This is a genomic window from Cytobacillus stercorigallinarum (genome assembly GCF_014836495.1).
In the GTDB taxonomy this organism is placed as follows: domain Bacteria; phylum Bacillota; class Bacilli; order Bacillales; family Cytobacillaceae; genus Cytobacillus; species Cytobacillus stercorigallinarum.
The window spans coordinates 47,131-69,622 of the sequence record NZ_JACSQT010000002.1 but is presented as its reverse complement, the minus strand read 5'-3'; the positions used below and the strand labels follow the sequence as shown (position 1 = coordinate 69,622).

Sequence of the window (22,492 nt, the reverse complement as noted above, 5' to 3'; positions counted from 1 at the left end):
GCTCACTTAGTAGCCCCTTTTCATTATTCTGGAATGATAATCCCTTCTTCTTCAAGTAGACTTGTAAAATACGCCATCATTTCTTCGCCAGGATATCCTCTCTTATTCGCAATTTCTATCCACTCATCCATCACGATTTTTGCAGGTTCTCTAAACGTAGCTAGTTCTTCTTCAGTAGGAACAATAACTTCGCCTCCATCTCCTTTTACATTAACTTCAAAAATATCTATCGCCTCTTCTGCACTTTGTGTATAAAGGTCTGTAATCAAGCTGGCGTATGCCGGACCAAATTTCTTATAAAACATCTCTTTTATCTCTTCAGGTAAGCTCTCTAAAAAATCATTATTCATCATTAACATTTGTGTTGCCACACCAATATCCAATTTCGTCATATAAGGGCTCACTTCTTCTAATTTGAATCCATTGGCACCGACTGCAGTGTAGGCAACGGAGTCCACTATACCTTTTTCAACAGATTCATATAATTCAGTATTATTTAAAGATACTGGTATAGCTCCTAACTCTTTGAATAATTCGATTCTTTCAAGAACCGAATCGGCTATCTTCAGTTTCTTCATATCCTCCATCGTACGAATTGGTTGTGTACTATATAATTGATAAGCGTCAGTAGAAGAAATAGACATAAATTGTCCTTCTTTAAAAGTATCTTTCATATATTTATCTTTGAATTGTGTAAGTACGGATTCTGCGATTGCGGGGTCATCAATTAGAAAAGGCAAATCACCAATAGTTAACGGGAAAAGATCTGTATCTATATGTCTACCAGGTGATACAATGCCAGCTTCATAAAGGCCCGATTTTATATCCTCATAGGCAGAAGAAAGCTCTCCTAAAGCAGCACTTGGAAAAATGTTAACTTGAACAATTCCATTCGTTTCTTCTTCAACCATTTTTGCCCATGGCTCTGCTACTTGTTTGGTAAAAGGATGTACAGGTCCGGCTGAAACATTTAAGTTTAATTCATATATTTTTTCCCCAGAAGCTGTTTTTTGAGAAGAACAGGCTGATATAAATAAGAGTGAAATAATCAGCGTGATTATTACTGCCTTGTACCTCATAAAAGTACCCCCCTTTTTAGTAAACGTTTTCATTATGAAGTATTATCGAATGAAATTTTCCGTCTTCGAAAAATACGGCATCACTTTTTCAGCAAACAATTTCATAGACTTTAACACTTTCTGTTGTGGTTGACCACCAATATTCATCCAAAGAATAATATTATTTAATCCTGTAATTCTCTTGTATTCTTGTATATCCTGTATTACTTTTTCTGGTGACCCAACTAATGTATTTTCCGATTGTAAAAATCGTTGGTAATCTATATTTCTTTCTCTATCGATCACACCAAACGTCGGTCGATTATCTCTTTCATTCATATACCATTCAAGCCCTTCTCTATATTCCGCTTGTGCTTCTTCAGTCGTTTCTGCAACATAGCAGAAAAGTAACTTTCCTGATCTAGCAACAGCATCTTCTACATATTCAGATGATAATCCGGATGCAAGTGCAGACTTTTTATACAATTCGATTTTGTGATTCGTATCTTCATTGGTTATTCCTCCTAGAACAAATGAATGCCCCTGTTTGGCTGCATTAATGATTGAAGAATCATTACCAGAAACCATTACAAATATCGGCGGTCCTGAACGATGCACAGGTCTCGGATAAACAGGAATGTCTTTGATATCATAGAATTTTCCTGAATAAGTAACCTTATCGTTTTTCAATGCAGTTGTAAGAATATCTAATGATTCTAAGTATTTTTCATGGCGTTGATCAAAGTCAATATTGTATGCTTCATATTCTAATGCATCGTATCCTTTACCCACGCCTAAATACAATCTTCCATTACTAATGATATCTACTAAAGCCATATCTTCAGCCAATTGTAATGGATGATGAAGAGGTAATCTAGAAACGGCAGAGCCTAGCATAATCGTATTCGTTTGTGCGGCTGCGGCTGCCAAATAAACAGACGTAGAACTAACAACACCATAAGCACGAGCATTATGTTCAGCAATCCATGCGGAATGAAAGCCCAATTGATCAGCAATCTTTATCTGTTCTAAACCATCACGTAACTCTTCCGCATCAGTTTTCCAAGGAGCAACCGAATTCAAGAAGAAAAGTCCAAATGTCATATCTTTTCCTAAAATAGGCATTATCCAACACTCCATTTCTTTAATTTACAGGCATAAAAACAAAATCTTAACTGAATATTACAAAAATTTAAATAAAGGTTATTTATTGTGTCGTTAGCATTCCTTAAGTCCAATAACTGACTTACTTTAACTATCAAGTTTGATAATTATATTTCTGAAATCGCTTCTTCTAAAATAGGCAAGCTTATATGAAAAGTACTACTTCCTTGTGTACTGACTATTTTAAAAATTTCCATTATCTCTTCAAATGTAGCTCCATACTTCAATGCATTTCTAATATGAATCCGCAACCCTTTCTCAAATAAGTGTGTAGTGGAGCTATCGATAGCAATATAGATAAATTCTTTTAGTTTTTCACTTATTATGTCTTTTTCCCAAGGGTTTGTTAAATATTTAAGATAACTTTCAAAAAATTGACCATCATTTACTAGAAGTATGTCACGAAAACGGTTCCAATAGCCCATTTTCTTTATAAACTGATTTTTTTGCTCTGTTTGCTTTTCATTCAAACATACTGACATAGAATGGTTCGAGTACGCATTGTATTCATCTTCTAAAATCGGGATTCCTACTGCACAAGTATGCATGCCTAGAACACTAACTAGTTTAAGAACTTCGAAGATTTCCTCTATTGTTGCCCCGTGAATAATTGCGTTTTTAATATGCATTTCTAGTTTACTTTGGCAGAGGTTTGTCGGAGAAGCGTTTATTGCGATATGAATGAGCTCAATTGTTTTTGCATCAAATATATTATTCGTATAAGGGGTTAACAAGAAGTCTTTGTATATGGTATAAAAACTAGAATCGATAGTCGATAAATATTCCATAGTCGAATCCCAATAACCCATTTCTTTTAATTGAGCATTAGAAATTGTTTTATTAGTATTGCTGTTAGCTTCCATTGATAAATCCTCCTTCCTAAGATCAAATTGATTCATTTAGCAAAACTGGTTCTATAATAAAAAATGGGGTTTATTCATTTTTCTTCCCATTTTTAGTTAGACTTCGAATAAGATAAATAGTCTTTTAATTACTCGGTGATCCAGATACATAGATGATTTGCCCTGTAACATAATCAGATTTTTCTGTGGCTAAAAATTCGATTACATTTGCGACATCTTCTGGTTTGCCAATTCTTCTTATTGGATTACGATTAAGAATCGCCTCCTTCATTTGATTGAAATTATCAATTCCTCTCTTATGTGCATCGGCTTCAGACACTTTACTCATCTGTGTTTCGATATAACCAGGGGCAACTGCATTAACATGTATGCCATGGGGACCAAGTTCAATAGCTAAAGATTTTGTCAGTCCTTGAATTCCTGCTTTTGCAGCAGCATAGTTGACTCTTCCTTTTGCACCTAAAGCCGCAACGGATGAAATTAAGATCATCTTTCCTTGTTGCTGTCTCTTCATGAATGGTGTAACCGCTTTACAACAATTAAAGGAACCTTTCAAATTAACATCTATCACTGTATCCCACTCATCATCCAACATATCATCAATTAAATGATCTTTTAATATTCCAGCACAATTGATTAAAATATCAATTCGATTAAACTTTTTAAAAACACAATTTACAGCATCTTCAACTTCTCTTCTATTACTTATATCTACTTTCATTTCATATACATCGTCTGAATAGTCCTGCCATTTTCCTTGTAGTAAATCAAAAACAACTATCTTTGCTTTCTCAAACAACAATTTCTTCACCGTTGCTTCGCCTATTCCCCCTGCACCGCCTGTGATAATTGCTACTTTCCCTCTGAACGTCCCGATATGTCTCATTCCTCCTTTTAAATTTCTTGTTCATTAAACCATTGAATGGTTGACTTGAGACCCAACTCATTTATTTTGTCTCTAATCGATTGAATCCCTTCGGTCGTATGGATAATTGCATCTTGCTCTGGTCCGAACATCACACTTGTTCTAAATCCTTGAATATCCATTACTCGATTATGTGCTTGCTTCTTTAACTTCAAAATATCAAGAGGTGTTTTTGCAATTCCTTTAGCAATTTCTAATGTTTTTTCTTCTAACTCTGCTTCGTTAAAGCAACGGGCGGCAAACCCATATTCTGTCGCTTCGATACCTGTAATTCTACTCCCAGCTGTTAAATCTAGTAATTTTGCTCGTTGGTGCCCAATATGCCATCCCCAATAAATTCCTACAAACCCTCCTCCAAGAGGCAGTGAAGGAAAGCCAAACTGTGCATTCTCAGCTGTGATAACAAAGTCACATGAAGCTAACAGCTGTGTACCCCCTGCCAATGCAAAACCATGTACTTGCGCAATGATTGGTTTTGGAAACGCCCATATTCTTAACCATCTTTTCGTAAATTCCTCTAATTTATCTCGGTCTTCAGTGACAGTGGAATGATTGTATTTACCGACATCGTACCCTACACTAAATGCTCGCCCACTTCCTTTTATGATAACTACACTAATAGAATCATCTTGTTCAATTTCGGTTAGCGCTTGATCAAGCTCTGTTAACAGCTGCTTATTTAAGGCATTTAATTTTTCTGGACGATTCAATATGATATAGGCGATTTTTCCTTTCTTTTCCATTAATACTGATAATTCTGACATTTAAAAACCTCCAATGAATTACTATTATCTTTTTATTAAAATCCACCACCACTAACATCCAATGTTACACCTGTAATATAAGATGAATCGTCTGAGCTTAAGAATGTTACAGCAGCTGCTTGCTCATGAGGTACTGATGCTCTCCCGATTGGAACATTTCTTAATGTAGATTCAATATCTCGATTCTTCCATATTTCCTGCATTCTATCCCCACTAATACAATAGCCTGGAGCAACTGCGTTAACCCTAAATCCTGATGGAGAAAACTCTTTTGACATATGCTTGGTTAAACCTATAACAGCAGCCTTCGCCGCACTATAATGTGGCCTCATCGACTCATTTGGGTTGATTCCTGCTTGTGAAGCCATATTGACGATTGTTCCTTGTGTCCCTTTTTCGACATGATTCCTAATAAACGATTGCGATACTATAAAAATACTTTTTGTATTTAAATCAAATACACGATTCCACATGTCCTCTGTTAATTCCAATAAGTGAATGGGGTGTTCCATGCAACCTCCACCTGCATTATTTACTAAAATATCGATTGTACCTAGTTTTTTCCAACAATCTTTGATGACATTGTTCACTTCATTACTTGATGTGACGTCACAAATCTTCGGAAGACAGGAGCTTGGAAACTGGTGATTGATTTCATTACAAGCTTCATTTAAAGATTGTTCGTCTATATCTAAAACAATGACATAAGCTCCTTCTTGAACAAAACGCTCGACAATTGATCTGCCAATTCCCGATCCTCCTCCAGTGACGAGCGCGATCTTGTTATTTAGCTTACCCATTTCAGCTCCTCCTTCTGTTTAATTAAAGTTCAGGTCACCTCTTAATAGGCTTCTAGCTATTGTTCGTCTATGGATTTCTGAGGTACCATCAGGGATTCGAAGAATTCTGGCATAACGGTATCCTGCTTCAAGTTTTAGTTCATTTGAAACGCCAACTCCTCCATGAATCTGGATGACTTTATCATATACACGCCCTAACATTTCCGTACAGTAAGCCTTTACCATCGAGATCTCTTTGACCGGTTGCTTTTTCGTGTTTTCAATTTTCCATGCGCAATGTAAAGCCATATTTCTAGCCGCATAGATATCCATGGCAGATTCCGCCAACATATTTTGTATAGTTTGGTGCTCTCCTATTGTTTTTCCAAACGTTTTTCGCATATTCGCATAGTCTATTGCCTGTTTCAATGCCCATTGAGCAGATCCAATACATTTACCACTCATCCCTAACCTTCCATTATTAATCCCGTGCATTGCCTTTGTAAACCCTTGATCTAGTTCTCCAATAATATTTTCTTCTGGGACTCTTAATTGATCGATGCTAATAATTCCAGCATCCCCTCCTAATTCCCCCATAACCGGAATTACTGAATCTACATTGAAGCCTTCGCTATTTGTTTCAACAAAGAAACAAGTAATACCACCTTTTCTCTTCTCATGTAATTCGGGATTTGTCACTGCAAATAACATACAGTAATCCGCATAAGGTGCATTCGTTATCCACTGCTTCGTTCCATTTATTACCCATTCATTGTTCACTTTAACAGCTTTTGTTTTGATCCCCCAAACATCAGAACCGGCATCTGGTTCCGTTAATCCAAAACATAATGTTTTTTCTCCTTTTCTTATCCCATCCAGATAATAATCTTTTAGTTCTTGTTTTAGCCCTCTCAACACTGGTGTAATTCCATTGGTAAAAGGAGAGGGAATAACCACAGGGTCAATTAGTTTTCGATTAGGATAGCTTTTTGCAATCGCTTCTTGCGTTAATAAAGCAGTAATAGGTCCAAGTTCCTCACCACCTAATTCTTTGTCCCCGAACATTGTATAAAAACCTGCTTCTGCTGAAGCCATTCTTACTTCTTTTCTTAATCTCTCAACTTTTGGATGACGTCTGCCATTTTCTAGATAATAATTTCTTTCATTGTAGAGTAATTCAGCGTTTTCTTCTTCTAAAGGGATTACCCTTTTATCAATAAATTGTTTTAAGCCGTTTATAATTTCTAAAGTTTCTTCTGGTACGGTAAAATTCATGAACACTGACTCCTCCTTTGTTATTTATTTAACTTAATTTCATCAATGCGTCTGCAACCTTTACACCTTTACTCCCTTCAAACACCATAATAGGATTGAGGTCAACTTCCTCTAAAAGCTCTTCTTGCATGCTAATCACAAAACTAAACTGTGAGATGAGGTTACATAATGAGTCAATATCGTACCGAGTTTTTCCTCTAAAACCCTTTAAAATCATACTTGCTTTTAATTCCTCTACCATTTCTTTTGCAACCATTGGCGATACCGGCGCTTTTCTCATAGAGACATCTTTAAAAACCTCTATAAAAATTCCGCCTAAACCGACAAGTATCATTTGCCCGAAAATGGGGTCTCTCTTTGCACCCACATACATTTCTATGGAATGATCCTTTATCATTTCCTGTATTAACACTCCATCAAATGCTGCCTCTTCTTCATTAACAATAATAGTTTTAAGTTGATTGAAAACATCTTTTACTTCTTGATCATTGTTAATATTTAACTGCACTAGTCCCTTTTCCGTTTTATGTAATATTTGCGGTGACATCCCCTTTAATACCACGGGATAGCCTATTGAATTTGCCCATTCCACCGCTTCAGTTGGGGTTAGTGCTAATTTTTCTACTGTTATAGGAATCTTGTAATTACGAACTATTTCTTTGCTTTGAAATTCCGTTAACGCTTTTCTGTGATTTGACATGAGTTGATTGATTTGAACAAGTGGCACCTCCATTTCCTCATTAGCACAAGCTTTTTCTAGATGTATTTTTGACTTTCTTAATTCATTCATAGCTGAAAGAATCTTTACAGCTCTAGTTGGGTCTTCATTTGATACTAATCCCGAATCGTGGATTATTTTTTTTGCTTCAGGATTACTTAATGTAACTATCACACAAGGAATATCAGGAAATTGTTGCTTAATATGAATCAGCGATGTAAGCTTTGTTGACAATGAATCCGGTTTCAATCCAGAAAACCCTAAAAATACGATTGCTGCATCATATTGCCTACTCTTTAAGACCGCTTTCATAAAATCTTCTAACAATGTCGGCATGTAAGATACTTGTGCTGTAGTATCTAAGGGGTTTTTCACTCCAGCGATAGGTATAATGGATTTTAAATGATTTTGAACATCTTGAGGAGTCTCGGGTAAAGTAAGCCCATTTTCTATTACTTGGTCGGAAAGCATAATCCCTACGCCGCCAGAGACTGTAAAGATTGCTACTCGATCCCCTTTCATCCTCGGTAATTCCGCATATGCGTTAGCTACATCAATAAACTCATCAATCGTCTCTGCCCTATACACACCGTATTGTTTAAAGATTGTGTCATATACCGAATCAGAACCGACCATAGAACCTGTGTGTGACATTGCAGCATGCATACCTACATCTGACCTGCCTACTTTTAGTAAGACGATTGGCTTTTTCTTTTGCGCAGCTAACTTAAACATATTGATTAATTTATTTCCATCTTTTGCTCCTTCAAGATAACAGGCAATTACACTTGTTTTTTCATCATGTATTAAATACTCGATACAATCTGCCACATCGATATCACTTTCATTTCCAGTTGCAACAAACTTACTGAAACCGATTTGATGTTGTCTTGCTAAAGTGAAAACATGTGATCCAAACGCTCCGCTTTGACTTACAAAACCAATTTTCCCTTCTGGTAATGGTTCTTCGTTTTCTAAAATTGTGGAAAATGTAGCATACATTCTTTTACTTACATTAAATAACCCTAAACAATTCGGCCCTAATACTCTGATATGATGTTTTTTTGCAAGGGCAGTAATTTTTTCTTGGTCTTTTTTTCCCTCTTCTCCTATTTCCGAGAAACCAGCACTAAAAATCACAACAGACTTCACACTCTTTTTGATACATGCTAGAAATGTGGGGAGAACTAATTTTTGTGGCAAAGCAATAATTGCTAGATCAATATCACTTGGGACATGCAAAATGGTCTCGTAACATTTCATATCTTCAATTATTTCATAATTAGGGTTAACTGGATAAATACTTCCTAAGTATCCATACTTCATTAAATAATCTAACGGTCTGCCACCAATTTTCTTTTTGTCAGGAGAACAGCCAATAATGGCAATACTTTCTGGCTCAAATATTGATTTTAATTCATTTTGCATATAAGACTCCTTTCATGAAGTAATAATTAATCTTATTGCAAGTGCTATGCCAAAACCATTTTTAATAATAAAATAATACAGATAACTGCTCTTATTATAGGGGACCTTAAGATTCGCAATTGAATTTCAAATAAAAAATGATAATTGTGTTTCAAAATAGTATATTTGGTTTTTAAAATGAAACAGATACAATTTTTAGCGCTGTAATTTTGACCAATATTTACATTAATTAATGAATATTATTAAGTTTAATGTTTCTTTCTTTTTAACACATAAGTTGCTCTCCCTGTTGCTAATAGCTTACCTTCTTCATCCAATATATCTGCTACGCCAACTACTAGTGTCCTTCCTTTATTAATAATCTTACCTTCTGCTTTAATTACACCTGAAGAAACAGGGCGAAAATAATTAATATTCATTTCAGCTGTCATGGCATTAAAATGATCTGCGAGAATGGTTCTAACAGCTGTCCCAACAACGGAATCAATTAGAACTGATATTACTCCTCCATGAACAACTTGATTCGCTTGTAGTAACTTTTGGCTTATTGGAAGAATTAGCGTCGCCTTTCCATCGTCAATTTGTTCCAACCTTACCCCTATTAGTTCACGAAAATGGTTGTTTTTCATCCTATTTATTTCTTTATCCCAAAGCTCTTTCTTCATCGAAATCTCACCTTCCCACATAGTTATAAAAACAATTATGTAGCATGCAATTTATATGCCTATCTTATTGAGTTAAGATTATTGCATTAGATTTTTTAACTATGTAACTGATAAAAAGCAGGTTGCATTTATGAATGGATATAAAAAAAGCCAATCTTCCTATAATGAGGAAGATTGGCCATATTTGCAGTCTGATATCCAGGTGTATTTTTCTGGAAAACACTATTCCTTTATAATAAGGAAAATACCAGATACTGAACTTTAAACGTTGTAAATGAAAAAGGCAGCCTGGGCGAGCTGCCTTTTTCTCCGTTTGAGGTGAATCAATTTTCAGAAGGATTACTATACTATATGTACAAGCAGACGAAGTGGACAAGGATAAACGTCTAATTTTTGTAAAATAGGCTTAATTTTTCCTTGCTTCATAGCCTAGTTCTTTAGATGTTCGTGCAAAAAAGTGTATCAAATTATGGGGGTTGGCTATAATTCAAAGATTTATTTTTCATAGCTTTATGCTAGTTCGATCATTAAATAATTGACATTAAACATGCTATATCTCTTTAAGGATACTCTTACTTTAAGTTTCATTGTAGTCTTCTTTGAGTTAGATGTTAATAAACTAAGGTCAGCTGGTCTGTTTACATCCATTATGTTTGTTAAATTACCATTTTATATGAGCAATTTTTCTTTGATGGTTATTTTTCTATGTGGAATACTCTCACCTTTTGTACTTTGAATTTTAATAAATGATGAAGGAAAGGTAAGTGAATAGCATGCAATATTTTTAATTACCTACTTTATGGATACTAATAAGTAGGTTTATTATACAAAACATTGAATATTTAAATTTCTCTAGTTTTCTAATATTCATTTGACATCAGATGTCATACTACCTTATCATCAATACTATTGGAGTAAAATTTTTAAGGGGAGACATCATGGTAAATATTTTAATTGGGATTTTAGGCTTTTTTCTCGTTCTCGGCTTAGCATACCTCATTTCCAATGATAAGAAAAATATCAACTATAAAGCGATTGCTATTATGGTTGGCTTACAGATTATCATTACTTTATTCATGTTCCAAACAACCATTGGTTTAAAGTTAGTTGAATGGGTTTCTAACGGCGTAACAACTGTTTTAAATTTTGGTTATGAAGGTATTGATTTTGTATTAGGTGGCTTGGTACAAGAAGGACAAACAGTCTTCTTTATGAATGTACTCATGCTCATTATTTTCACTTCAGCGCTATTATCCATTCTTACTTATATTAGAGTTTTACCTCTAGCTATTAAGTACATTGGTGGGTTTTTAGCAAAAATCACTGGTCTATCAACAGTAGTTACATTCAATAGTATTAACTCTATTTTCTTTGGTCAAAGTGAAGCATTATTGGCGATTAAATCGCATTTGGCAAAAATGAGTGATAACAAATTATTCATTATTAGTACATCAGCAATGGGGAGTGTATCAGCTAGTATTATGGGCTCTTACATGACAATGGTTCCTCCTCAATACGTTTTAATTGCAATGATTTTGAATTCGCTTTCAGGCTTAATTATCGCGACAATGATCGCTCCAATTAAAAACAACGAAAAAGAAGAAATTGATGTAAAAGATGTGACCGGGTCTAAATCATTATTTGAAGCGATTTCAAATGGTGCACTTGACGGCGGTAAAGTGGCTTTAATCGTTGCAGCTATGCTCGTTGCCTACATTGCGTTAATGGCTTTACTTAATGCGATGTTTGATGGAATATTCGGTATGGATCTAACAACGATACTAGGTTATATATTTGCTCCTGTTGCCTGGTTGATGGGTATACCATCAAATGAAATTATTACAGCTGGCTCAATTATGGGAACAAAGCTTGCTACAAACGAATTTGTTGCAATGTTACAATTCCAACCACTAATTGGAGATCTTTCAGAGAAAACAGTTGCGATTATTTCAACATTCTTAATCTCTTTCGCTAACTTTAGTTCAATTGGTATTATTAGTGGTTCGATTCAAGCTATTAATGGTGAGAAAGCGGCTGTTGTTGCCAAATCAGGTTTAAAGATTTTATTAGCAGCGACAATGGCATCAATTTTAACCGCGATTATGGTTGGATTATTTAGTTAACCACGAAAAAAAAGGCATCCATGTATGCCTTTTTTTCGTGATCTAAGAAATACTATTGAAGAGGTATTGATCTTTTCAATAACCTATTTTACATAATAATCTACCTTGAAAGATGAATATTAATACATAAACTGGTGGGTGCCTCTTCTAAATAACTTTCCTTTAGAAATGGATGAGATCTTCAGTTGTAATTAACGAAAAATTTAGTCTTATCTCCCAGCAACTTTATAGTATAAAGAAAATACAAACCAGATAAGTGTTGGTAGTAAAGTGGCTCCTATAAGCATATAAGCGAGCGTTTTAATTGCATCATTTGGTCCGTTTACATATAGCAGAGAAATTGTCAATGTAGCAAAAATTAAAATCATCATTGTATTCATCAAAAATACACTTTTTTGTTTCCCTTGTACTTTCCATTTATTTGATTGAATTTTCATCGCTGTCCAAACAGCTGGTATTGCCAGAATCGTTAATATTACTGCTACAACCGTTAATATATTTGCGATCATTCCTGTTGTAAGTATTGTACCCGTCCAATAACTTATTGCAAACACCACTAATGCTCCTACCCATCTTGCCGTGTTACTTAAAGACTCCTCGTGTTTTTGGGCAAGTGTTTCTTTATCTGAATAAATTGGTTCAGTACCAGGAGCGGCACGAAATAAATGAATACCTGCTTCTGAGAAAACATGCTTCCAGCCTGCGTCTTCAAAATAACTTAAGTATTCCTCTTCCTCAGTTTCTTCCACTGTACGGTAATCTATGCTATATATATACTCTTTTTTCTCACCTTTCACCAATGTATATCCCATGAAACTGAGCTTTTTAACATGCCATCCTTTAAGAGACTGTTGTCTCAGTTTCTCCATATCGGTACTTTCTGCAAATGCCAATCCACCTGACATCATATACTTTGTTTTACTCATTGTCTATTCCTCCTAATCCCTCTTCTGCTAATTGAAGCATTAGCTTTCTCACATCCACTTCCTCTTTTAAAGCCAATTTACCTTGTTGGGTCAGTCCATATACTTTTCTTCTTGAGTCTGAACCGTCCTGCAAATAGATCCATTCTTGTTTTAAGAGCTTCTTTATAATCGTATACATCGAGGCTGGTCCAATGGCTATTCTTCCTTGTGTAGTCTCTTCGATCAAAGACATAATTGCATATCCATGCCTTGGACGGGTTAGTGCCGTCATTATATAAAACATAGAATCGGTTATCTGCCCTTCTGATTTCAATTTTCATCATCCTTATTGTATCTTTTTTTGATATATCATAAATGGATATATTATTAATGTATCACTTTATGATATAAGTGTCTATAGTTATATCATAAAGTGATATAACTTTTCACAAAAAAAGCTTCCTTCAACATGAAGAAGCTTAGTCAATATGATCGCTTAAAGTAATCGAACATAATTTTAATTTCTTTTACTATTACATTGTTCACTACACATCAAAGAATATGCCATTAACCAATTACTATCATTATTCATTTTTCTCACTTTCGTAAAGCCAACTTTTTCATAACAAGCAATAGCACGATGATTGTTTGTCGCAGGATCTAAAATAACCATTTTTGCTTCTGTTCTTTGCGCAATGTATGCCACAAATAGTTTCACCATTCTCGTCCCAATACCTTTTCCGAAAAGCATTGGTTCACCGATAAACTGATCGATTCCATAGATAATTTCATTGCCCTCAAAACCAAAATACTCATTATCTACAGGATAATACTGCATAAATCCAATCGGTTGATCTTTGAGTTCTACGATAAATGGAGGGACATTGATTTCGCCGTCTATACGAGGACCATATTTCTGTTTCACCATTTCTAAAGAAAAAGGTTCATTAACATCTCCGTAGAATGTCAACACTTCTTTAGTACTTAACCATTTACTCATATACTGATAGTCATGTTTAGTCATTTTCCTTATATATAAATCATTTTCTTTCAACACGAACTCTCCTATTCAATACATAGCGTGAAATCTCGCACGTATAAAAGCAGATAAATCGGAGCAATCCTACCGAATTTTAACAGTTTCAAAGGGGAACAACTGAAATTCCTTTTCATTTATTCGCATGTTCAACCATACACTTATCTACAAAAATGAACTGAATTTTCACATAATAAATTACACACTATTTCTTAAAGTCCTTATCTACTAAAGGTTTACCTTCTGGATCAACCATGACCGTTAATCCACTTGTCGGACCTGCATAATGGAACATATACATGACTCCGGTTTCATTATCCCGAATGATCTTAAAAGTTTCTATTTTCCCTTGAGTATATATTGTTTCAAAACGTTTATTCTCCATAACTCACCGCTCCCTACATTTTTTTTAATGAAGTATCACTTAAGGTAATGTAGCTGTATATGAGTTTCATTAACTTATTTTTACCATAAAACAACTTATTGAACAATGCACATTTCAAAGAATATTTCGACATAGACAGTTTTCAGATATAAGTAATGAAAAGGTGGCGTAAACCCTTACTTGATTTATGCTACCTTGTTCTACTCCTAATCAATTACTATTGGCTTCATATTATATTCGATTATTTATTAAACAACATCAGAAAAATTCACAGAATGTTCATTTACTCAGGTTTTGATATTTATTTTATATTTGTGGTGGGTACAGAGATATTTCGTATCTACCAAACTGAAAAGGAGAGATCATTATGAGCCAAAAGAACGTAATTAAGAAGAATATTAATCACAATAAGGGGTGGGCGCGTGATTTGTTCAGTGACGTTGTTATTGTTGAGAACAATGGCACAAAATTCCTTTTCCTCTCAGGTGTTTCTTCTGAAGACCCAGAAGCTACAGATCTTCATTCAGTCACAATCTTAGGAGAAAACGACTTCCGCAAACAAACGCAAATTGCATTTCGAAAGATTAAGAGCATACTCGCCGCACATGGGGCAACACTTGCCGACGTCGTACGAATGACGGGGTATGTCACTGATCGAAATAATATGTATACATACTTTGAAGTGCAAGGAGAGGAACTAGAGGGCGCCCCACGACCACCACACACATTTCTAGAAGTTTCCTCCCTCGCCGTTCCAGAAATGCTTGTAGAAATCGAAGTAACTGCGATAATTGATAGTAGTGAGAGCTAAAGAAGCCCAATGAGAATAAGAAAGATGCCATTGAGGAGCAACTCCTCAATGGCATTTCATTAAATAAATTACTTACCATGTCTTAAATTATATTTTCGTCTGAGCACAAATATTCAGCTTCAACAAATGGATGCAATGTATTAAGAGAGGCAATCATACTAAATGGTAAGTTAATTACTCTAAACTATGCCGACTCAGTATTGGGATTGAGTCATTTAGTAGGATTTTCTTTTTGCACCAACACTACGAGATTTAGCTGACTCTAAGCTTTTCACCATCCAAATGCCGACTGCCAATCAAACGTCCGTATTGAGTGAAACTAAGCTTGTTAACTTCAAAAGCTAACAAGCCAAAAATTATCCTATTCTGTTTTGCTTTTTTGATCTTTATTTCGTTTATTTCCCTTACTATTATCACCACTTATTGCGCTTTGATTTCCTCGCGGTGAACTTTGGTTCTTACTGCCGTTATTAGGTACTTTTGTCAAACTGCTTCACTCCCTTCTATTAAGGAGTATTGTGGACCGTTCGAGAAAATTCTATACAAGAAAAAAGAGTACAGTCACTCTCGAGTTTTCCTCTTATCAAATCACGAGGTGACTAACGTCAAATGTACGATGATGTAAAGTCATTAATTGTTAAAATTAGCTTCCGAGACTCGTGGTTTTTATGAATCCGTTTATTAAAATAGTTTCCATTGGTGTGGAAGTCCGGAGTTTTTTCGTTCGTTTTCTAATCTTGTTCCCGTTTCTAGTTAATGAAAGAACTTCTAGCCTAATATGGCATTATTGATCTATTTTTTCTTTTGAATGATAGCCAACTTTTTCTTCCTCAATGCAAGAAAAACAAGTCATTTTACCATCTTCTTCAAGAACTCCACCTAAAAATCCACCATGACAATAAATCCCTTCACCACAACGGCTACATTTACCAAGATACTCTTTTTCCATATGTCCTCCTTACTATAAGAGTTCTCCCTTTTTAGATGAGACTTTTAAAAATTTTTTATGTTCTTGTGTAGATTCAGCCCAAACATTTAAACGTATTGTTATATATATTTAAACAAAGAGAAAACATATTCCCTCAAGTTTGAGAGTGCTGATGGGATTTTCAGCAAAATTAAAGTATACGGAAATAAATAACTCTGTGGAATCTCACCCTCCAATCTCTGATATGTTGTAATATTTCCAGAATATTGGGCTTGCCAGTTACTTTGTTCGCCCATAACCAAATCAATGTAGTAATTGCCTTAAAAAATAATAAGTAAGAAACCTCATTAGCTCAAATGAAGTTTCTTACTTTACTATAATTAAATGCTCATTACGCCACCTTTTGATGCATTTGTAACCAGTTTAGAGTATCTTCCTAACCAGCCATTTTTAATCTTTGGTTCAAATGGTTGTAATGATTTTTTTCGCTCAGCTAATTCTTCATCAGATAATTTTACGTTCATCGTTCTGTTAGGTAAGTCAATCACAATGATATCTCCATTCTCAATAAGTGCGATTGGCCCACCCTCAGCAGCTTCTGGAGAAATATGACCAATGGAAATCCCACGTGATGCTCCGGAAAAACGGCCGTCTGTTAGTAAAGCAACTGAACTGCCTAACCCTCGACCCATAATGGCTGAAGTCGGCGCGAGCATTTCCGGCATTCCTGGCCCACCTTTTGGTCCCTCATACCTGATGACAACAACATGACCTTCTCTTACAGCTCCATTATCGATTGCTTGTTGTGCTTCTTCTTGTGATTCAAAAACAATCGCTTCTCCTTCGAATTCTTGAATAGTTGGGTCCACTGCACCGACTTTGATGACAGCACCTTCAGGGGCGATATTTCCATATAAAATGGAAAGTCCACCAACTGGGCTATAGGGATTATCTTTTGGACGAATGACCTGTTCATTAGTAATGTCATGTCCACTTACCAACTCACCCATTGTTTTACCGGTAATCGTTATTCTCTCTGGGTGAATGGCATTTGGAATCTTCGTTAGTTCATTAATGATTGCACTAATGCCCCCAGCTTTATTAATATCATCCATTGAATAATCTGATGCTGGCATAATTTTTGCTAAATATGGAACACGAGCAGCGATATTATTAATATCTTCTAGATTATAATCAATGCCAGCTTCATTTGCGATTGCTAAAGTGTGAAGCACCGTATTCGTCGAACCACCCATCGCCATATCTAAAGCAAAGGCATCATCAATGGCTTCTTTCGTAATAATGTCACGTGGTTTCACATCTTCTTCAATCATCCGAACTAAATGTTTAGCAGCTTCATAGATTAACTCTTTCCGTTTCGCACTTGTAGCGACAATCGATCCGTTCCCAGGAAGAGCGACACCTAGCATTTCCATTAAGCAGTTCATTGAATTAGCAGTAAACATACCTGAGCAAGACCCACATGTTGGACACGCATTGTTTTCAATATCATTGAACTCTTCTTCTGTCATTTTTCCTGACTTGAAGGCGCCTACGCCTTCGAAAACGGATGTTAATGAAAGTTGTTTTCCGCTGGCACTCGTTCCTGCTTCCATCGGACCACCTGAAACAAAGACGGAAGGAACATTTGTACGTGCAGCTGCCATTAACATACCAGGAGTGATCTTGTCACAGTTTGGAATATAAAAGACGCCATCAAACCAGTGGGCATTAATAACGGTTTCTGCACTATCAGCAATTAACTCTCTGCTAGGTAAGGAATAACGCATACCAATATGCCCCATGGCTATTCCATCATCAACACCGATTGTATTAAATTCAAAGGGAATGCCACCTGCTTCAATGATTGCTTCTTTAACCACATCTGCAAATTCTCGTAAATGAACATGTCCAGGAATAATATCAATATATGAATTACATACACCAATAAATGGTTTCTCTAAATCTTTTGCTTTTACTTTTCCTGTCGCATATAAAAGACTACGGTGAGGAGCTCTATCTACTCCAAGTTTAATCGTATCGCTTCTTCTCATTTACAACCACACCTTCAATTTTCATTATTTTGATTATTTGTATAATGTATTGTAAAACGTATGTTGTCTGCTGTCAATAACGTTGTTAGACAAAAAAAGCATCTTTTATAAAAAGATGCTCTTTTTTGCTTTTTTATTCAATTCCTAATTCACTCATTGCATGTAATATATGAATTTTCATCGCACTTCTTGCTCCCTCAGGGTTACGATTCTTCATAAAATCCATAATCATTTGATGATCATTCAATGTATCTTTAATTGCAACTTCTTTTTCGACTGATAAAATCACACCTTTATCGATGGCTTGATAAATGACAGGCATGAGCTTTTCCATAAATTCATTATGGGTCGCTTTAACGATTGATTGATGGAATTTCTGCTCTTCAGCTGTTCGGTCTTGCTTCTTTTTAATCTTTTCTTCAATTTGCAACCCATAATCGATGATTCTTTTCATTTCTTGATCACTTGCACGAATGGTCGCATAGTATGCGGCTTCTGGCTCAAAAATTAAGCGCATTTCATACAAATCTTTCGCATTAATTTTTGCATCTGTAAGCAATCCGAAATGTTGCATATGGTCAATATCCAAATCTTCTTTTATAAAGGTCCCTCTACCTCTTTTGATTTCGACAATGCCATTTGTAACGAGGATTCTAATCGCTTCTCTTAAAGTCGTTCGACTAATATTCAATTCTTCCGATAATTCATTTTCGTTAGGTAGCTTATCTCCAGGTTGAAAACGTTTCTCAATGACAATCATAGAGATAATATCATCAGCGATGGAATCGGATAATCTTTTTTGAGTCATATATTTGTCCACACCTTATTTAGTATTAATATAGAATATAGTGGAAACGATCATTTATGTAAATCCTTATTTTTAACGATATGAAAAAACCACGAATGCGAGAACATTCGTGGAGAGAATTTATTCATTATTGGTTGTTACTAGTGGCGCGTTTTCGTCTTGCACCCATTCTGTCATGGAACCATCGTATACAGCGACATCTTTACGGCCTAGTGTATATAGAATGAAAGCATTCCATGTAGCAGCAATCCCACCGCCACAATAAGTGATGACTTTTTTAGATGGATCAAATACACCGGTCGGCTCGAAAATTTCACGTAATTTTTCTTCCTCTTTAATGAGAAGAGATTCATCATCTGATAAGTCAGCAAAGAAGACATTTTTACTATTAGGGATATGACCGGGACGGCCGTAAGTGTTTTTCTTACCACTAAAGACGTCTGGTGATAGACAATTCATAATGATTATGTTAGGATCATCGATTGCATTTTTGACATCTTCTTTTGTAGCCAATAATTCCCTTCTTCTTCTACCATTAAAAGTCGCTTTCGGATAATATTCAATCCCTGACTTAACTTCTCTACCTTCTTCTTTCCATTTTCTAAAGCCGCCGTTTAAGATAGAGACATTATCAAATCCTTCGAAACGAAGTTGCCACCAAACACGGGATGCCCAATCAGACGCAGCATTCGGTGAGCCGACTTCAGCGATTTTGTCATAAATAATCACATGTGTACCATCACCGACACCCAATTTTTCAATGCCTTCTATGAACCTTTCTCGAGATGGCAATGTAAATGCTTTTGGATCATCTGGGTTTGCTAATTCGTTTACTACATCTGCATGCACAGCGCCCGGAATATGCTCTTCTTTATAAGCGTCTCGTCCGTTCGTTACAGAGTAAAGTCCATCACCATCTGGTAACTTTAAAAAAGTTGTTGCGTCTAATATGCGGATATTTTCATCATTTAAATGTTCCTCTAACCATTGGGTTGAAACAATTGATGGAATCGTTTTGGTCATTACTTTTCTCTCCTCTATCGATTTTTGATTAATATAACATTATACCCATCTGTTTACAAGGAATTAGGTTTGTGATGTTCATTTTCATGACCCAACCATTACACTTTCATATTCCATCTTTCTGAAGGTAGAAACATTGTTAATAGCGCAACCATAGAAATCATTATCAGGTCAACATATAACAATCACAAACAATAAAAACATTATCTAATGAAAGCTTTCGGGCAAAAAAACACCTTCCCCAAACCTTTTCATTGAATAGAGAGAATGAAATAGAGTAAAGGCATCCGACATTCAGACCAATAATCATAAAAATAACTTTTCGATTCGTCTTCCTCATTACAATTCAATCTTGCTACATAAGGCCCTCCTCTATAGTGGGAACAAACAACGGGAAAAAACCGATTCTTATCAATCGGTTTTTAAAATAATTTGCCCTTAATAGAGGATGCCTTCTTCTTCTTTTGTGTAAATTTTCGCCTGATCAAGTGCCCCATCTTTTAACTTAGTAACCCATTCTGGATCTGCAAGTAGGGCACGACCGATAGCAACGTAATCATATTCACCAGCATTCATCTTTTCATCGACAATTTTAAGATTTTTTTCGATGGTGATTTGTGCATTATCTTCACTACTTAAATAGGCGCGATTAATGCCAATGGATCCAACTGCAATGGTTGGTTTCTGTGTAATTTTCTTTGTCCAAGCAGCTAAGTTATATGTAGGGTGTTCTTCAACAAACTCTGGTTCCCATATGCGTCTTGTTGAACAATGAAAAATATCGACACCCGCTTCAACTAAAGGTGTTAATATGGTGGCAAGTTCCTTACTATTATTCGCTAACTTTGCTTTGTAATCTGTCCCTTTCCACTGAGAATAGCGGAACACAATTGGAAAATCAGGACCGACTCTTTGTCTGCAAGCTTTAACGATCTCTGCTGCAAATGTAGAGCGTGCTTGTAAGTCTCCACCATACTGATCGGTCCGTTTATTCGTCAGTTCCCAGAAAAATTGGTCAATTAAATATCCATGAGCCCCGTGTAATTCGATACCATCAAATCCAATCTCTTTGGCAGATTTAGCAGCTTCTGCATATGCATCGACTAGGTCATGTATTTCTTCATCGGAAAGTACCTTGATTTGATCAATTTTCTTTCCTTTTAACGTGATTCCCGAAGGACTGACAGGCGGTGAATCGATGTTTGGTAAACTTCCAGCTTTTCTTGCTGCACCAACATGCCATAATTGTGGAATAATTTTACCGCCAGCCTCATGTACTTGAGCTACTACATTTGCCCAACCTTTTAGTGCATCCTCACCATAAAAAAGAGGAATTGTTTCACCAACAACCGCTGACGGATGATTAATCGCTGTGCCTTCAGTAATAATAAGGCCTACACCATTTTCTGCTCTCCTACGATAATATTGTGCTACCTTTTCATCCGGTACACCATTTGGTGAGAATCCTCTAGTCATTGGTGCCATTACTACCCTGCTTTTCAATTGCTCATTTCCAAACGGAACCTTTTCTAATAGACTATGCCCTGCCATTTTTTCTACCATCTTTATCACTCCTTGCTTTCATTTTACAAAGAATGATAGCAAATACAAGTAAAAAGCATTTAATTGACAGAATATTTTATTCACTTACCGCTTCATAAAAAAAACATTTCAAAAAAGGAATTTGAAATGTTTTCTCTTTATTAAGAATCAGCTCTTTACATTTCTTCAGGTTTAAAGCCATAAATAACAGAAACACCTAAATACAAAGAAAAGAAATCTAAAAACCAATTATTATTATTTTCTTTTGTGTGAAGGCAACGAAAGATTTCTTGGAACTGCATGCTTTCACTTGCCTTCACTACAGGCGTTATGCCGAAATACTTAATTACCGTATCTAAATTTAAATGTTTTGCAACCTTCAAAACATCCTCTAATAGTGAATAATAGATTGCGATTTCCTTTTCCTGAAATAGTTTAATCATTTGTGGATGTAAGTTAGCTAATAATAAACGTCCTTCTTCTTCATTTACAACAGGAACTTGATTTAACATTTCTTTTATATCGATTTTAATCACCTATTTTTTTTATTATCTTTACGAGTTGAGAGTCCTTAAACCATTCGGTTCTTCCACCAATCAGAACAACTTAAAGTATATATTTTACTATGTATACAATAAGCCCGCCATTCACCTATTATTATATATTAATAGGCAATCTCTTTACCTATTAGCCATAAATTACTTATATAAGTATAATTTCTTTCATAATAAATATCAATTAGGGGGACGGTAGATAACCACATTTCAAGACGCTCTCCCCTCATTGAAAAATGGTTAATGAATGGGGTGAAAGAATCGCCAGAAGAAATGACTATTATCAATACTGAGAGTAGTAATCGGTTATTTTTCATTCAAAAATAGTATGTTAATGTTAGAATTTCGAAATTACTCACCTCTACTATATTGAGATTTTTAATTGCCTTTCATATGAATTGATATATCAATATATATTTTTCTCTATTTCAAGTATGGATTGACAAGTTTTGGTTTACAGGGGATGATTTTTTGCTTATGATTAGATAGATGAACAAACAAAATATTTCGAATGCGCTAGGGGAGCTATGTTTAATGGCTGAGAAGGCAATTGCCTGACCCTTATAACCCGATCTAGATAATACTAGCGTGGGGAAGTGCAGTTGGTCAGTGTATTCTCTTTTTTTTGCATAGCCAAACTGCATTCCATCGGGGTGCAGTTTTTTTGTTCAAAAAATGTTTAAA

Annotated in this window: 23 protein-coding genes and 1 riboswitch; of the genes, 2 read left to right on the top strand and 21 right to left on the bottom strand. The window is 35.5% G+C overall.

Features of this window, described 5'->3' with window-relative positions; genetic code table 11:
* Positions 1–23 precede the first annotated feature (23 nt).
* The 9 genes from H9655_RS04955 to H9655_RS04915 all read right to left on the bottom strand — a co-directional run bounded on the left by H9655_RS04955 (position 24) and on the right by H9655_RS04915 (position 9,639).
* Complete coding sequence (locus H9655_RS04955; RefSeq protein WP_191811542.1) at positions 24–1,079, bottom strand: TRAP transporter substrate-binding protein; 1,056 nt, start codon at positions 1,077–1,079, stop codon at positions 24–26.
* Positions 1,080–1,121: 42 nt separating this feature from the next.
* On the bottom strand, positions 1,122–2,183 hold the full coding sequence (locus tag H9655_RS04950; protein ID WP_191811540.1) for an LLM class flavin-dependent oxidoreductase: 1,062 nt from the start codon (positions 2,181–2,183) through the stop codon (positions 1,122–1,124).
* 146 nt (positions 2,184–2,329) lie between these two features.
* Positions 2,330–3,085: a carboxymuconolactone decarboxylase family protein gene (locus tag H9655_RS04945; protein WP_191811538.1), complete on the bottom strand. Its 756-nt coding sequence runs from the start codon at positions 3,083–3,085 to the stop codon at positions 2,330–2,332.
* A 124-nt stretch (positions 3,086–3,209) separates the two neighbouring features.
* Positions 3,210–3,971 (bottom strand): SDR family NAD(P)-dependent oxidoreductase, encoded by a 762-nt coding sequence (locus H9655_RS04940; protein WP_191811536.1) that lies wholly within the window; start codon positions 3,969–3,971, stop codon positions 3,210–3,212.
* An 8-nt stretch (positions 3,972–3,979) separates the two neighbouring features.
* The gene (locus tag H9655_RS04935) at positions 3,980–4,774 is read right to left on the bottom strand and encodes an enoyl-CoA hydratase-related protein (RefSeq protein ID WP_191811534.1); all 795 of its coding nucleotides are present in this window, start codon (positions 4,772–4,774) and stop codon (positions 3,980–3,982) included.
* Between the two features lie 35 nt (positions 4,775–4,809).
* On the bottom strand, positions 4,810–5,574 hold the full coding sequence (locus H9655_RS04930) for an SDR family NAD(P)-dependent oxidoreductase (RefSeq protein ID WP_191811532.1): 765 nt from the start codon (positions 5,572–5,574) through the stop codon (positions 4,810–4,812).
* An 18-nt stretch (positions 5,575–5,592) separates the two neighbouring features.
* Complete coding sequence (locus H9655_RS04925; protein ID WP_191811530.1) at positions 5,593–6,828, bottom strand: acyl-CoA dehydrogenase family protein; 1,236 nt, start codon at positions 6,826–6,828, stop codon at positions 5,593–5,595.
* Positions 6,829–6,856: 28 nt separating this feature from the next.
* Positions 6,857–8,974, bottom strand: coding sequence for an acetate--CoA ligase family protein (locus tag H9655_RS04920; RefSeq protein WP_191811528.1), 2,118 nt, complete (start codon positions 8,972–8,974; stop codon positions 6,857–6,859).
* Between the two features lie 248 nt (positions 8,975–9,222).
* The gene (locus H9655_RS04915) at positions 9,223–9,639 is read right to left on the bottom strand and encodes a PaaI family thioesterase (protein WP_191811526.1); all 417 of its coding nucleotides are present in this window, start codon (positions 9,637–9,639) and stop codon (positions 9,223–9,225) included.
* 938 nt (positions 9,640–10,577) lie between these two features.
* Between H9655_RS04915 and H9655_RS04910 the strand changes: the two genes are divergently transcribed.
* Positions 10,578–11,762, top strand: coding sequence for a NupC/NupG family nucleoside CNT transporter (locus H9655_RS04910; RefSeq protein WP_191811523.1), 1,185 nt, complete (start codon positions 10,578–10,580; stop codon positions 11,760–11,762).
* A gap of 209 nt (positions 11,763–11,971) precedes the next feature.
* Here the strand turns inward: H9655_RS04910 and H9655_RS04905 are convergent, their stop codons facing one another.
* From H9655_RS04905 to H9655_RS04890, 4 genes are all read right to left on the bottom strand, one after another.
* Positions 11,972–12,688 (bottom strand): DUF2812 domain-containing protein, encoded by a 717-nt coding sequence (locus H9655_RS04905; RefSeq protein ID WP_191811521.1) that lies wholly within the window; start codon positions 12,686–12,688, stop codon positions 11,972–11,974.
* On the bottom strand, positions 12,681–13,001 hold the full coding sequence (locus H9655_RS04900) for a PadR family transcriptional regulator (RefSeq protein ID WP_191811518.1): 321 nt from the start codon (positions 12,999–13,001) through the stop codon (positions 12,681–12,683). The genes H9655_RS04905 and H9655_RS04900 overlap by 8 nt, the downstream gene beginning before the upstream one ends.
* 183 nt (positions 13,002–13,184) lie before the next feature.
* Positions 13,185–13,721 carry a GNAT family N-acetyltransferase gene (locus H9655_RS04895; RefSeq protein WP_225230449.1) on the bottom strand — a complete coding sequence of 179 codons (537 nt, stop codon included), beginning with the start codon at positions 13,719–13,721 and terminating at the stop codon, positions 13,185–13,187.
* A 187-nt stretch (positions 13,722–13,908) separates the two neighbouring features.
* Complete coding sequence (locus H9655_RS04890) at positions 13,909–14,088, bottom strand: DUF6440 family protein (protein ID WP_191811516.1); 180 nt, start codon at positions 14,086–14,088, stop codon at positions 13,909–13,911.
* Between the two features lie 367 nt (positions 14,089–14,455).
* On the opposite strand from H9655_RS04890, the gene H9655_RS04885 reads away from it, so the two are divergent.
* A complete protein-coding gene (locus tag H9655_RS04885; protein WP_191811515.1) occupies positions 14,456–14,899 on the top strand; it encodes a RidA family protein in 444 nt (147 codons plus the stop codon).
* A 361-nt stretch (positions 14,900–15,260) separates the two neighbouring features.
* Here H9655_RS04885 and H9655_RS22630 read toward each other — a convergent pair whose 3' ends face one another.
* From H9655_RS22630 to H9655_RS22360, 8 genes are all read right to left on the bottom strand, one after another.
* Positions 15,261–15,386 carry a hypothetical protein gene (locus H9655_RS22630; RefSeq protein WP_263600735.1) on the bottom strand — a complete coding sequence of 42 codons (126 nt, stop codon included), beginning with the start codon at positions 15,384–15,386 and terminating at the stop codon, positions 15,261–15,263.
* A gap of 297 nt (positions 15,387–15,683) precedes the next feature.
* Positions 15,684–15,848, bottom strand: coding sequence for a hypothetical protein (locus tag H9655_RS04880; RefSeq protein WP_191811513.1), 165 nt, complete (start codon positions 15,846–15,848; stop codon positions 15,684–15,686).
* Positions 15,849–16,207: 359 nt separating this feature from the next.
* Positions 16,208–17,881 carry a dihydroxy-acid dehydratase gene (gene ilvD, locus H9655_RS04875; protein WP_191811511.1) on the bottom strand — a complete coding sequence of 558 codons (1,674 nt, stop codon included), beginning with the start codon at positions 17,879–17,881 and terminating at the stop codon, positions 16,208–16,210.
* A gap of 133 nt (positions 17,882–18,014) precedes the next feature.
* A complete protein-coding gene (locus tag H9655_RS04870) occupies positions 18,015–18,689 on the bottom strand; it encodes a FadR/GntR family transcriptional regulator (protein WP_191811509.1) in 675 nt (224 codons plus the stop codon).
* A 120-nt stretch (positions 18,690–18,809) separates the two neighbouring features.
* Positions 18,810–19,712 (bottom strand): sulfurtransferase, encoded by a 903-nt coding sequence (locus H9655_RS04865; RefSeq protein ID WP_191811507.1) that lies wholly within the window; start codon positions 19,710–19,712, stop codon positions 18,810–18,812.
* A gap of 438 nt (positions 19,713–20,150) precedes the next feature.
* Positions 20,151–21,275 (bottom strand): NADH:flavin oxidoreductase, encoded by a 1,125-nt coding sequence (locus H9655_RS04860; RefSeq protein WP_225230448.1) that lies wholly within the window; start codon positions 21,273–21,275, stop codon positions 20,151–20,153.
* Positions 21,276–21,430: 155 nt separating this feature from the next.
* Positions 21,431–21,790: a hypothetical protein gene (locus tag H9655_RS04855; RefSeq protein WP_191811505.1), complete on the bottom strand. Its 360-nt coding sequence runs from the start codon at positions 21,788–21,790 to the stop codon at positions 21,431–21,433.
* Positions 21,791–21,918: 128 nt separating this feature from the next.
* A complete protein-coding gene (locus H9655_RS22360; RefSeq protein ID WP_225230447.1) occupies positions 21,919–22,125 on the bottom strand; it encodes a hypothetical protein in 207 nt (68 codons plus the stop codon).
* A 191-nt stretch (positions 22,126–22,316) separates the two neighbouring features.
* A riboswitch (TPP riboswitch) is annotated at positions 22,317–22,420 on the top strand.
* Positions 22,421–22,492: the final 72 nt, after the last annotated feature.

Bases quoted from the DNA above. Each gene is read 5' to 3' on its own strand.
- H9655_RS04955 (WP_191811542.1), bottom strand. From the start codon at position 1,079: ATGAGGTACAAGGCAGTAATAATCACGCTGATTATTTCACTCTTATTT.
- H9655_RS04950 (WP_191811540.1), bottom strand. From the start codon at position 2,183: ATGCCTATTTTAGGAAAAGATATGACATTTGGACTTTTCTTCTTGAAT.
- H9655_RS04945 (WP_191811538.1), bottom strand. From the start codon at position 3,085: ATGGAAGCTAACAGCAATACTAATAAAACAATTTCTAATGCTCAATTA.
- H9655_RS04940 (WP_191811536.1), bottom strand. From the start codon at position 3,971: ATGAGACATATCGGGACGTTCAGAGGGAAAGTAGCAATTATCACAGGC.
- H9655_RS04935 (WP_191811534.1), bottom strand. From the start codon at position 4,774: ATGTCAGAATTATCAGTATTAATGGAAAAGAAAGGAAAAATCGCCTAT.
- H9655_RS04930 (WP_191811532.1), bottom strand. From the start codon at position 5,574: ATGGGTAAGCTAAATAACAAGATCGCGCTCGTCACTGGAGGAGGATCG.
- H9655_RS04925 (WP_191811530.1), bottom strand. From the start codon at position 6,828: ATGAATTTTACCGTACCAGAAGAAACTTTAGAAATTATAAACGGCTTA.
- H9655_RS04920 (WP_191811528.1), bottom strand. From the start codon at position 8,974: ATGCAAAATGAATTAAAATCAATATTTGAGCCAGAAAGTATTGCCATT.
- H9655_RS04915 (WP_191811526.1), bottom strand. From the start codon at position 9,639: ATGAAGAAAGAGCTTTGGGATAAAGAAATAAATAGGATGAAAAACAAC.
- H9655_RS04910 (WP_191811523.1), top strand. From the start codon at position 10,578: ATGGTAAATATTTTAATTGGGATTTTAGGCTTTTTTCTCGTTCTCGGC.
- H9655_RS04905 (WP_191811521.1), bottom strand. From the start codon at position 12,688: ATGAGTAAAACAAAGTATATGATGTCAGGTGGATTGGCATTTGCAGAA.
- H9655_RS04890 (WP_191811516.1), bottom strand. From the start codon at position 14,088: ATGGAGAATAAACGTTTTGAAACAATATATACTCAAGGGAAAATAGAA.
- H9655_RS04885 (WP_191811515.1), top strand. From the start codon at position 14,456: ATGAGCCAAAAGAACGTAATTAAGAAGAATATTAATCACAATAAGGGG.
- H9655_RS04880 (WP_191811513.1), bottom strand. From the start codon at position 15,848: ATGGAAAAAGAGTATCTTGGTAAATGTAGCCGTTGTGGTGAAGGGATT.
- ilvD (WP_191811511.1), bottom strand. From the start codon at position 17,881: ATGAGAAGAAGCGATACGATTAAACTTGGAGTAGATAGAGCTCCTCAC.
- H9655_RS04870 (WP_191811509.1), bottom strand. From the start codon at position 18,689: ATGACTCAAAAAAGATTATCCGATTCCATCGCTGATGATATTATCTCT.
- H9655_RS04865 (WP_191811507.1), bottom strand. From the start codon at position 19,712: ATGACCAAAACGATTCCATCAATTGTTTCAACCCAATGGTTAGAGGAA.
- H9655_RS04860 (WP_225230448.1), bottom strand. From the start codon at position 21,275: ATGGTAGAAAAAATGGCAGGGCATAGTCTATTAGAAAAGGTTCCGTTT.
- H9655_RS22360 (WP_225230447.1), bottom strand. From the start codon at position 22,125: ATGAAAAATAACCGATTACTACTCTCAGTATTGATAATAGTCATTTCT.